General features: G+C 72.2%; 10 protein-coding genes. 2 read left to right on the top strand and 8 right to left on the bottom strand.

Going from position 1 to position 11250, the window contains the following annotated elements; translation table 11 throughout:
• Nucleotides 1–5 precede the first annotated feature (5 nt).
• From QMG73_RS26680 to xylA, 6 genes are all read right to left on the bottom strand, one after another.
• Nucleotides 6–467 carry a hypothetical protein gene (locus tag QMG73_RS26680; RefSeq protein WP_281900139.1) on the bottom strand — a complete coding sequence of 154 codons (462 nt, stop codon included), beginning with the start codon at nt 465–467 and terminating at the stop codon, nt 6–8.
• A 401-nt stretch (nt 468–868) separates the two neighbouring features.
• On the bottom strand, nt 869–2299 hold the full coding sequence (locus tag QMG73_RS26675; RefSeq protein WP_281900138.1) for a hypothetical protein: 1431 nt from the start codon (nt 2297–2299) through the stop codon (nt 869–871).
• A complete protein-coding gene (locus tag QMG73_RS26670) occupies nt 2296–3351 on the bottom strand; it encodes an SUKH-3 domain-containing protein (RefSeq protein WP_281900137.1) in 1056 nt (351 codons plus the stop codon). Before QMG73_RS26670 ends, QMG73_RS26675 begins: the two co-directional genes overlap by 4 nt.
• Nucleotides 3348–4073: a YwqJ-related putative deaminase gene (locus tag QMG73_RS26665; protein ID WP_281900135.1), complete on the bottom strand. Its 726-nt coding sequence runs from the start codon at nt 4071–4073 to the stop codon at nt 3348–3350. Before QMG73_RS26665 ends, QMG73_RS26670 begins: the two co-directional genes overlap by 4 nt.
• Nucleotides 4074–4095: 22 nt before the next feature.
• Nucleotides 4096–5493 (bottom strand): xylulokinase, encoded by a 1398-nt coding sequence (xylB, locus tag QMG73_RS26660; protein ID WP_281900133.1) that lies wholly within the window; start codon nt 5491–5493, stop codon nt 4096–4098.
• 16 nt (nt 5494–5509) lie between these two features.
• On the bottom strand, nt 5510–6697 hold the full coding sequence (gene xylA, locus QMG73_RS26655) for a xylose isomerase (protein ID WP_281900132.1): 1188 nt from the start codon (nt 6695–6697) through the stop codon (nt 5510–5512).
• 74 nt (nt 6698–6771) lie between these two features.
• Here xylA and QMG73_RS26650 point away from each other — a divergent pair, with 74 nt between their 5' ends.
• Nucleotides 6772–7956 carry an ROK family protein gene (locus tag QMG73_RS26650; RefSeq protein WP_281900130.1) on the top strand — a complete coding sequence of 395 codons (1185 nt, stop codon included), beginning with the start codon at nt 6772–6774 and terminating at the stop codon, nt 7954–7956.
• Here QMG73_RS26650 and QMG73_RS26645 read toward each other — a convergent pair.
• The gene (locus tag QMG73_RS26645) at nt 7911–8402 is read right to left on the bottom strand and encodes a MarR family winged helix-turn-helix transcriptional regulator (RefSeq protein WP_281900128.1); all 492 of its coding nucleotides are present in this window, start codon (nt 8400–8402) and stop codon (nt 7911–7913) included. The two genes, QMG73_RS26650 and QMG73_RS26645, sit on opposite strands and share 46 nt — an antisense overlap.
• A gap of 52 nt (nt 8403–8454) precedes the next feature.
• On the opposite strand from QMG73_RS26645, the gene QMG73_RS26640 reads away from it, so the two are divergent.
• The gene (locus tag QMG73_RS26640; protein ID WP_281900126.1) at nt 8455–9570 is read left to right on the top strand and encodes a PP2C family protein-serine/threonine phosphatase; all 1116 of its coding nucleotides are present in this window, start codon (nt 8455–8457) and stop codon (nt 9568–9570) included.
• Between the two features lie 7 nt (nt 9571–9577).
• On the opposite strand, the gene QMG73_RS26635 is transcribed toward QMG73_RS26640, so the two are convergent.
• The gene (locus tag QMG73_RS26635; RefSeq protein WP_407676863.1) at nt 9578–11083 is read right to left on the bottom strand and encodes a sugar transferase; all 1506 of its coding nucleotides are present in this window, start codon (nt 11081–11083) and stop codon (nt 9578–9580) included.
• Nucleotides 11084–11250 lie beyond the last annotated feature (167 nt).

The raw sequence follows: 11250 nt of genomic DNA, 5'->3' as shown, positions 1-11250 counted from the left end.
CAGTGCTATCCGGCGATATCGGCGGCGACGCCGTCGAACGCGTTGAGCAGGACCCGCCGCTCACCGACGCGGTAGCGCTGGAAGTTACGGCCATGCTCCGAGGAGTCGTGGTCTTTCACCGCCGCCACATTGGCTTGCTGGAATACGGCCAGCACGTCTTCGAGCCGCGCGGATGTCCAGTCGCACTCCAGCTGGCTAGCGACCTGCTCCGGTAGCTCGAACGGAAGCCGTTTGAAGGACAGGCTGAGGGATCGCAGGAGCAGGTTCTCGTCACCGGCCGGATCGCCTGTGCGGCGCCTGAATGTCAGCGACAGGCTGCCGTACCGGTAGCGTTGAAAGTTGTCGTCACCCTGGATCCACCTGCTGCTGTCCGGCGGACCGAGGAGCTGCACCACCTCAACCGCCGTCATGTCCTTCCGGAGCGGCCCCAGGTCACCTGTCTGGGAGAATTCGATGAGCGCGTCCACGTGGGCGACTCTACCGGGCCCTCCGGTGCATCCCCGTCCGTCGCGTTGCCGACGGTGCGGTAGAGGCGCACGTTGGGCGGTACCCCACTCGACCGATACGCGAAGGCCGCGCGGACCGCGCGGCGATAGAGGAAGCGACGCCCGTCCGCGCTGCCAGCGGTGCGGAGCGGGGGGGCGCGGTGAACTCGCTCTGGTGTGGCGCCGGGTCGCCGAAGTCGGCGACGCCGATCAAGGAGATCCGCAGGGATCAAGGGCGAACGCACGTGGGAAAGAGATCGAAGCACGTGCGTTTGCCCTTGATCGGCGGAGAGAGGGCCCGCTGCGCGGGCGGCCCGCGCGGGCCGGCGGGCGGCGCGCGGGCGCAGCGCACGGGCGGCGCAGCGCACGCGCCGCGCGGCGGGTTAGGAGAGGGCTGTCAACTCGGCCTCGCGGGAAGCGGGGGGTATGCCGAACAGCGCGGTCTCTACGGTCAGGCGCGCTTCGGCGTTGGCTACCGCGATCGCACGAACCTCTGGTGAAGCCGACGCCAAGCGGGCGGCGCGGCGGGCGGCGCCTGGGCCGTCGGTCTCGTCGGGCGCCGGGCGGGCCGCCAACGCGTACTGGCCAGCCAGCGTGTGCCACAACGGTGACGCCTCGCCGACCACGGTGTCCGTCGGGGCGGGGCCCTGCGCGGTGAGCAGCCCCGCCGTCAGTGTGTCCGGGTCGCCGTAGCCAGCGGTCAGCAGCGAGTTGACCGTCTCGCAGGCGATCCGCCACGCGACCAGGTAGTCCGGCCACGCCTCGGTGGCGAGGGCCGCCGTGTACCGGGCGATCGCCTCGCCCAGCATGGGCTGCACGGTCGCCACCGCGGATACGGGCAGCATCGCGGCCAAGCCCTCGGCGACGGGCGGGCGACCCTCGATGCGCCAACCCGGTGGCAGCGGGAAGACGCGGCGGGCCGACACGTACCGCTCCAGTGTCGAGCCGGCCAGGTCGACGGGGTGCACCTCGCGGGTGACCCGGTCGACGATCCAGCCCGGCTGGTCGTACCGGATGGTCTCGGTGTCGCCGGGATACGGGGTCGGGCCGCCGATGGTGATGATCTGGTCGAGCGGGACGTCCCAGCGCACCTGGTACACCAGCTCGGTGCCGGTGACCAGGAAGCCCGGGTCGCCTTCGACGAACAACCGGTACGAGCCGAACGGCTCCTTCGCGTGCTCGCGCACCAGTTCGATCGCCTCGGCTGGGCTGCCGACGGGAGGCGGGAGCGGCTCGGGAAGGGGGCCGGGCGGCAGCCCGCCGGGCGGGAGGAGCTTAGGCGGGATACCGGTGGACAGGGCGGCCACCTCGGCGTCGGTGAACGCCAGGGCGGGCCCGAGCGGCATCCCGGGGCCCTGCTGCGCGGCGCCGGCGAAAGCGCGTTCGAGGATCGCGGTGGCGCGTAGCAGTGGCGGCAACGCGGCGAGCTGCCGCAGGTACCCGTCGTTTTCGATCTCTCCGCGCAGGCCGGCGGGGGCCATGGCCAGTACCATCGCCGCCGTCCAGTCGAGCGGGCGGCCCCGCGCGGACAGCGGCGACCGCGGGCCGAGGAGGCCGTTGTCGAACCAGGGAAGCGCGACCGCGGCGGCCAGCAGCTCGGGGTCCGGGGGCGCCTCCTTGGCGAGGGTGAGCGCGGTGTCGACGCCGATCCGCATGATCGTCGGATGCCACGGCGCTGTCGGCGGCTGGCCGTGCAGCGCCAGGTCGAGCAGGTCGAGCACCAGCGCGTCGAAGCGGTCGCGGTCGGAGCGGTGCAGCGCCTTGACGAGCTTGCGGCGGTGCTTGCCCCAGACGTCGGAAAGGGTGCCTTTCACGGCGACCCGGCGAAGAGGTGGCCGCCGGTGACCGGCAACTCGTCGCGGGGCGCGACCCCGTAGTCCATCTTGTCGGTCAGGTACAGCAACTCGAATCCCCGGTCGACGAGCGCGTCGCCATCGACGGTGACCACGTCGTACGCCCGGTCGACCACCGCCTGGAGCAGGCTGGGCACCCGCTGGGCGTGCAGGAATGCCACGTCGAGGTCTGGCGCCAGTGCGGCGCACGCGTTGCGGAAGGCCTCCAGGACCTGCTGCCCACCCTCCTCGCGCCACGCGTGCTGCTCGAAGGCGAGCACGAGCACCGTGGTGCCCTCCACCAGGTCGAGCAGCCGCACCTCGCAGCTCTGACCGCCCCACTCCACCCAGAACGTGCCGGGGTCGGATTCGTTGACCCAGGGCACGGTGCCAATCCTGTTGAGCAGGCTGGGAAGCAGCACATAGTGCAGGTTGGCCGGGGTGCGGGGCAGGTAGAACGCCGCGCCGATCGGGCGTTTCAGCCCCCACTGCGGCAGCAGGTCGCCCTGCTCCAGCTCGTCGGGGGGCGGCGGGAGCCAGTCGGGCTCGTGGATGCCGCCGGTGCCGAGCAGTCGGGGCGCTCGACCGGTGACGAGCGTCTCCAGGGCCTCGTCGAACGTGTCGCCGAGGAGCCATTCGCCGACGGGGTCGATGGCGATCACCGCACCCGTGGCGGCGATGGCGAGCACCGCCTCGTCGTCGCCTTCGACGCCGATCGGGTAGAGCCGGGTGCCGAGCGCGCGGCCGGCGTCGATGAGCGTCTCGACGCTGTGCGCGGCCAGCGACGGGTCGATGGCGAACGGGCGCGGGCTGACCTGCAGCCCTTCCCGGTCACCGCCGATGACCAGGCCGCCGAATTCGGCAAGTACCGGATCGGCGGCGTATGAGGCGGTCAGCTTGCCGCCGAAGACGCCGCTTCGCGCGGACACCGCGCGATGGATTTCGGCGAGGGCGTCGGCGTCGAGCGTGCGGCCCGGCCGCCAGCCGGCGTCGCGCAGCGCGGTCTCGACGTCGGGGGCGAAGCGCTCACTCATGGCGCGTCCTCCGAAGGCGGCTGGAGGGCGAAGCCGAAGTGGAGCAGCATCGCCTGGCACGACACGCACGGTGATGTGGGCTGCCCAGCGGTGGGGTCGCCGGGCTCGCGGACGCGGTACGTGACCAGGTCGGCGCCGCTCAGCAGGCCGGTGCGGGCGTCGTCGAGGGTGATCGGCGGCTCGCCGGACAGCGCGCGGCGGGCGTCTTCGGCGTGCAGGGCGTCGGAGAGGGCGGCCACCTCGGCGCACCGGTCGTTGCCGCGTTCGCGGTATCGCACGGGCAGGTCGTCGAGGAACTCCCGCACCAGGGGGTGCAGGTTGGGCGTGCCCTCGCCCTTCATGCTCTGCGCCATCCGCATCCGGCCGCGACGCAGCCCGAGGTGGGTGACGTCGACCGGGAAGGCCGCCCGCACGCGGTCGTGCCGGGCGCGCGCGACCGGGTCCCAGCTCAGCGGCGCGGCCGGCATATCGGCGCGGAACGCCCGGTACTGATCGACCACCTCCGGTATCGGAGACGACGGCCAGTACGTCAGCTCGCCGTTGACCTTGTCGATGACGATCCGCCCGGAGCCCACGTCTTCGGCCATGCCCATCGGCAGGACTCGCGAGAAGACGTATCCCAGGTCGAAATCGTGCACCTCGTAATCGCGCGCCACGCCAACCGAAACGTCCTGGTTGACCCATGGCGCCGCGATGAGTTCCGCCTCCCACCGGTCGACCACGGCACCACCCTATACGGCCCGGTCAGGCGAGCCTGTCCAGGATGTGGTCGCGGGCTGCGGCGTACCGCTCCCGGATGTGCGGCACCGGCTTCTCCTCGTACTGTTCGACCGCTCCCCCGGCCCACGCCGGCGGCTCCGCACCGCCCATCGCGATCCACGCCGCCTGCCGGGCCGCCCCATCGGCGACGTACTCGCCTGGAGGCGGCACGACGACCGGGCACCCGAACACCTCGGGCGCGATCCGGCGCACCGCCTCGGACCGGGCGCCGCCGCCGACCAGTACCACGCGGTTGACCGTCGAGCCCTGCGCCACCAGGGCGTCGAGGCCGTCCGCCAGGGCGCACAGCATGCCTTCGACGGCCGCCCGGGCCAGGTGCGCCGGTGTCGAGGTGCCGAGGGTGAGCCCGTGCACCGAACCGGTCGACAGTGGACGGTTGGGGGTCCGCTCGCCTTCCAGGTACGGCACGAGCACCAGCCCGTCGGCGCCGGCCGGCGCGCTCAGCGCGAGGCGGGACAGCTCGTCGTGGTCGACCCCGAGCAGAGCCGCCGCCGCGTCGAGCACCCGGGCCGCGTTGAGCGTGCACACCAGCGGCAGGAACCGGCCGGTGCAGTCGGCGAACCCGGCCACGATGCCGGTCGGGTCGGCCGCGGGAGTGTCGGCGACGCTGAAGACGGTGCCGGAGGTACCGATGGAGACCACGACGTCGCCCGGCAGCGCGCCGGCGCCCAGTCCCGCCGCGGCGTTGTCGCCGGCCCCCGGGCCGAGCGGCGCACCGGACGGCAGGGCGCCCGCCGGCTCGGTCGGACCCAGCACCACCGGCACGATCGGCTCCCGGTCGAACGCGTGCCGGAGCAGGTCGGGCCGGTACGCGCCGGTGGCGGCCGACCAGTACCCGGTGCCGCTGGCGTCGCTGCGGTCGGTGCGCAGGGCGTCGAGCCCGGGTGCGCCGGCGAGCTTCCAGGTCAGCCAGTCGTGCGGCAGGCAGACGGCGGCGGTGCGGTCAGCGGCGTCTGGCTCGTTGCGGGCGAGCCAGCGCAGCTTGGTGATCGTGAAGCTGGCCACCGGTACGAGACCCACCGCGTCGGCCCACGCCTGCGCGCCGCCGAGCTCCTCGATCAGCTCGTTGGCGGCGCCGGCCGAACGGGTGTCGTTCCACAGCAGGGCCGGGCGGACGACCTCGCCGTGCTCGTCGAGGCACACCATGCCGTGCTGCTGCCCTGCCACCGCCGCGGCGGCGACGTCGTCGAGCCCGCCGGCCTGAGCGACGGCCTCCTGGAGCGCCGACCACCACGCGTCGGGGTGCACCTCGGTGCCGTCCGGGTGGCTGGCCCGCCCTTCGCGGACCAGCTCTCCGGTCGATGCGTCACGGATGACGACCTTGCAGGACTGGGTGGACGAGTCGACGCCGGCAACCAGCATCTGGATCCCCTTCGGGTCAGCGCGCGCCGAGCGCGTGCTCGGCCGCGAGCTGGTTGAGGCGGACGAAGCCGTAGCCCCGCTCGCCCGCCGCGTCGGGGTCGAAGTCTTCGAACGCCGAGCGGTCGGCCAGCAGGTCCTGGTAGGTCTCGCCCTCGTTCAGCGTGGGCGTGGAGAGCTCGACCACGCGGGCGTCGGCGAGCGCCTCCTGCACCTCCGGGTCGGCCCGGAAGGCGGCGGCACGCTCCTTGAGCAGCAGGTACATCTTCATGTTGGCCTTGGCCGACTCCCACACGCCGGTGTAGTCCTCGGTGCGGGACGGCTTGTAGTCGAAGTGCCGCGGCCCCTCGTATGCCGGCCCGCCCGCCGGTCCACCGTTTTCCAGCAGGTCGACCAGCGCGAACGAGTTGAGCAGGTCGCCGTGCCCGAAGACCAGGTCCTGGTCGAACTTGATGCCCCGCTGGCCGTTCAGGTCGATGTGGAAGAGCTTTCCGTGCCACAGCGCCTGCGCGATGCCGTGCGCGAAGTTGAGCCCGGCCATCTGCTCGTGGCCGACCTCCGGGTTGAGCCCGACCAGCTCGGGATGCGCCAGGTTGGAGATGAACGCCAGCGCGTGCCCGACGGTCGGCAGCAGGATGTCGCCGCGCGGCTCGTTGGGCTTGGGCTCGATCGCGAAGCGCAGCCCGTACCCCTGGTCGATCACGTACTGCCCGAGCAGGTCGACGGCTTCCTTGTACCGGTCGAGAGCGGCGCGCACGTCCTTGGCGTGGTCGTACTCGGCGCCTTCGCGCCCGCCCCACATGACGAACGTCTGCGCGCCCAGCTCGGCGGCCAGGTCGAGGTTGCGCAGCACCTTGCGCAGCGCGTATCGCCGGACGGAACGGTCGTTGCTGGTGAAGCCGCCGTCTTTGAACACCGGGTGGGTGAACAGGTTGGTGGTCACCATCGGCACCACCATGCCGGTCTCGTCGAGCGCCTTGCGGAACCGCCCGATGTGGTCGTCGCGCGTCGCGCTGTCGGACCCGAACGGCACCAGGTCGTCGTCGTGGAAGGTGAGGCCGTAGGCGCCCAGCTCGGAGAGCTTGTGCACCGCCTCGACCGGGTCGAGGGGCGCGCGGGTGGCGTCACCGAACGGGTCGCGGGCCTGCCAGCCCACGGTCCAGAGGCCAAACGAGAACTTGTCGGCGCGGGTGGGCTGGACGCTCATCGTGACCTCCGGGACATGTCTACGATTTGTTCAACGGTTGAATTATTTGCCGCTCCTATGGCACTGTCAAGGCCATGAGTGACCTTCCCGTGCGGCAGGGCTCGCTGCGCGAGCACAACCTCGGGTTGGTCCTGCGGCAGGTGGCGAACGCGCCCCGGCCGCCATCGCGTGCCGACATCGCGGCCGCCACCAGTCTCACCCGCGCCACCGTGTCCGCGCTGGTGGATGACCTGATCACCGGCCGGTTACTGGCCGAGGTCGACCCGGCGCCGCGGGCCGGCGCCGGCCGGCCGGCGGCCGGTCTCGTGCTGGCGGCGAACGGCCCGGCGGGGCTGGGCTTGGAGATCAACATCGACTACCTCGCGGCCTGCGTCGTCGATCTCGCGGGAGCGGTCCGGCATCATCGTGTACGCCACGCGGATCAGCGCCCACGCCGGCCGGCTGAGGTCCTCGGCGAGCTGTCCGAGCTGGCCGCGACGGCCCGCGCGGATGCGGAGCGGGAGGGCGTCGAGGTGGCCGGTGCGGCGGTCGCCGTACCCGGTCTGGTGAGCGCCGGCGGCCTCGTCCGGCTCGCGCCCAACCTGGGCTGGCGCGGCGTCGATGTGCCCGATGGGCTCGGACTCGACGGGCTCGCGGTCACCGTCGACAACGAGGCCAACCTGGCGGCGCTCGGCGAGCTGCACGCCAGCCAGCAGACGCCAGCCAGCTTCCTGTACGTCTCCGGCGAGATCGGCATCGGCGCCGGCATCGTGCTGAACGGCGCCCTGTACCGGGGTGCCCGCGGCTGGAGCGGCGAGCTCGGCCACGTGGCGGTACGCCCGGACGGGCCGGCCTGCCGTTGCGGTGCTCGGGGCTGTCTCGAGCAGTACGCCGGCCAGGAGGCCATCCTGCACGCGGCCGGCACCGTGGACACCGAGGATCTGATCCGGCGAGCCGAAGACGGCGACCCCGCGACGCGTGCGGCTCTCACCAGCGCCGGCACGGCCCTCGGCGTCGCGGTCGCCGGTGTGGTCAACGTGCTCGACGTCGACACCGTCGTACTCGGCGGCGTCTACGCCCCGCTGTCGCGCTGGTTGTGCCCGGCCGTCGAGGCCGAGGTCGAGCGCCGGGTGTTGACCGCGGCGTGGTCGCCGGTGGCGGTACGCCGTTCGATGCTGGGTGCCGACGCCGCTTCGGTCGGTGCCGCCGGCGCGGTGGTACGGGAAATCCGCGATCACCCAGCAAGGTGGCTGACCCGCGCGCTGCCCCTCACCCCGTGATCGTTTGACGCGTTTCCGAACTCGCGAAGACCCTGGAGCAAGGCGTCGCGACCCGCTTCGCTCATGCCCTCCAGCACCGTCGCGAGCCTGGTGCGGCGGTCGGCGCGCATGTCGCCCAGCAGCGCGTGCCCTGCCGGGGTGACGTGCAGGGCGATCTCGCGGCGATCGGCGCGGCCCGGCTCACGCTCCAGGACGCCCGCGGCCACCAGCCGGTCGCAGAGGCGGCTCGCCGACGACAGGATCATGCCGAGCCCGGCGGCCAACCCGCGCAGGTTGATGCCCTCTTCGCGCTCCACGAAGAGCAGCGCCCGCAGCTGCGAACCGGAAAGGCGGCTGGAGGCATGCTCGCGGGTCGCTTCCCACACGCCCAGCAGCGCCTCCGCCGCTTCATCGACGGCGGCGGCGATACTCTGGTCCGGCCCGTCCGACCCATGGTTTCCGGACATGGTGGACCCGACACTACTCCTGCGACGACGCGAGCGGCTGGCGGTGAGGCATATGCACGAGCGACAGGCGGTGGCCCGGCGGGCTCTCGCGGAGGCGCCCGCGCACCTCTTGGTCGAGCGCCTCGCCGAGTGCCTGGCCGAGGCGTACGGGATCGATGACGTCGAGCTGTACCAGGTCGACTACCGCCTCGCCGCCCTCCTCCCGTTGGGCGGTGGAGAGACGCTGACCAGCGGCGACGACCCCGCCTGGCGCTCGTTCGACGAGCAGGCCGAGGTGGTCGACGGGCCCGCGCGCTACCTGCCGGTGACCATGCGCGGCGAGCGGATGGGCGTCCTGCGGCTGGCCCCGGTGACCGGTCACGCAAGCGAGCTCGCCGAGATCGCCACGATGCTGGCGCATGAGCTGTCGGCGGTACGGGGCAGCACCGACCGGTACACGGTGGCCGCCCGGAGCCGGCGGCTCAGCCTGGCCGCCGAGATGCAGTGGGAGCTGCTGCCCGGCCGCAGCCGTGCGCGTCCCGCCTTCAGCCTGGCCGGCCAGCTCGAACCGGCGTACGCCGTCCGCGGCGACAGCTTCGACTGGGCCGACGACGCCGATCGGCTGTACCTCACCACGCTCAACGGGATGGGCGAGGGTGTCGCGGCGGCCAGCCTGACCAGCCTCGCGACCAACGCGCTGCGCAACGCCCGCCGGGCCGGGCTCGACCTCGGCGACCAGGCGGCACTCGCCGACCAGGCGGTGTGGGCGTACCACGGTGGCACCCAGCACGTGTCGGCCCTGCTGCTCCAGCTCGACCTGGCGACCGGGCTGGTCACGGCGGTCGACGCCGGTTCGCCGCGACTGATGATCCTGCGCGACGGCGAGGTCATCGATCAGGAGCTGGTGGCGCAGTTCCCGCTCGGCATGTTCGAGGGCACCATGTACCACGAGCAGCGGTTCCATCTCGCGGCAGGCGACCGGCTCATGGTGGTCAGCGACGGCGTGCTCGACGCGATCTCAGCCGCTGGCCAGTACGGCGACCAGCAGCTGGCCAGCTTCGTGCGCGACGCCCGGTCGCTGGCGCCGCTGCAAGCGGTGCGGTCGCTGCTCGCCGACCTGCGCGCGTTCGTCGGTGGCGACCTCGTCGACGATGCCGTGGCCGTCTGCCTCGACTGGGCCCCCGCGTGATGGGGAGCTAGTAGGCGCCTCGGCTGCCGACGACCGCGCCGATGGTCTTCCAGAGGATGACCACATCGGAGGCCAGCGACCAGTTCTCCACGTAGTACAGGTCGAGCCGGATGCCGTCTTCCCAGGAGAGGTCGGACCGGCCGCTGACCTGCCACAAACCGGTGATGCCGGGCTTGACCAGCAGGCGGCGGGCGATGTCGCCGTCGTAGCGGGCCACTTCGGACGGCAGCGGCGGGCGCGGGCCGACCAGGCTCATGTCGCCGATCAGCACGTTGATGAGCTGGGGCAACTCGTCGAGGGAGAACTTGCGCAGGATGCGCCCGACCCGGGTGACCCGCGGATCCTTGCGCATCTTGAACAGCAGCCCGTCGTGCTCGTTGCGTGCCGCCAGCTTGGCCAGCATCTCGTCGGCGTTGACGACCATGGTCCGGAACTTGTAGACCCCGAACTCGCGGCCGCCCTGCCCGACGCGGATCTGCCGGAAGATCACCGGCCCCTTGCTGTCGAGCTTGATGGCGATCGCGATCACGAGCAGCAGCGGCAGCGCCAGCAGCAGCGCGATCGCCGAGCTGGCCCGGTCGACGAGGCCCTTGACGAGCTTGCGGGTGCCGCGGAACTCGGGCGCCTCCACGTGGATCAGCGGCAGGCCGGCGACCGGTCGAGTGTGGATGCGCGGGCCGGCGACGTCGGTCAGCGCGGGCGCCAGTACCAGGTCGATTTTGGTGCCCTCCAGCTGCCAGCCGAGCCGGCGCAGGCGGGCGGCGGTCAGCTCGCCGGAGGCGGTCACCGCGACGGTGTCGACGCCGGTGGCGGCCGCCGACTCCAGGATGCTGCGGAACGAACCGACCACCGGTACGTCACCCAGCCGCTGCGGCACGGGTGCGAGCAGCGCGTCGGGAATGCACGCGCCGACGACCCGGTACCCCGCGTACGGCTCGCGCCGCAGTGTGCGCACCAGCTCCAGTACGTGCGGCGCGTCGCCGACCACGAGCACGCGGCGCGACCATCCGACGCCCCGGGAACGGGCCCGGTGCAGCCATTTGCGGGCCACGTACCGCCCGGTGACCAGACCGACCGTGCCGAGCGCGAACGACAGCGCCAGGAAGCCCCGGGCCACGCCGACGCCCGCGATGTAGGCGAGGATCGCCACCGCACCGGCGAGGCGCAGGCTGCCCGAGGTGACCCGCCGGTACTCGTCAGCGCCGTACCCGAGCACGTTGACGTCATACCCGCGCAGCACCTTCACACTGCCGAGCCAAGCGAGCACCAGAGCCGGGCACAGCACCGCGTACGGGATCTCGGACCCGTACGGCAGGGCGCCACCGAACGGCGACAACGTGAAGTTGAACCGCCCGAAGTATCCGGCGACCACCGCCAGAGCGATGATGGCGCCATCGACAAGCATCAACGCGCGGGCGTAAGCGCGCATCCGGGCGCGTACACGCGCAGCCGGAGTCTCCAATGTGGACTCAATACCGACCCTGGCGGGCGTCAGGAGAGTCGCCGACGTCACCAGCCCTCCCCCAGCTTGATCCAGTCGACGCGTTATCCGGTCGCCGAGGAGTGCCCGGGCCGGAAGACCCCGTTATCTTCGCGCACCGAGAACCCCCGGGGGAACTTCCGACGGAAACCTGTCACTTCACGCCGGCAAACGAGCCGAATGGCCAGGTGAGAGCCCCG

The sequence above is a fragment of the Phytohabitans aurantiacus genome, assembly GCF_027923225.1.
GTDB lineage: Bacteria > Actinomycetota > Actinomycetes > Mycobacteriales > Micromonosporaceae > Phytohabitans > Phytohabitans aurantiacus.
The sequence above is the reverse complement of the archived record's forward strand: the minus strand, read 5'-3'. Positions and strand labels throughout refer to the sequence as shown.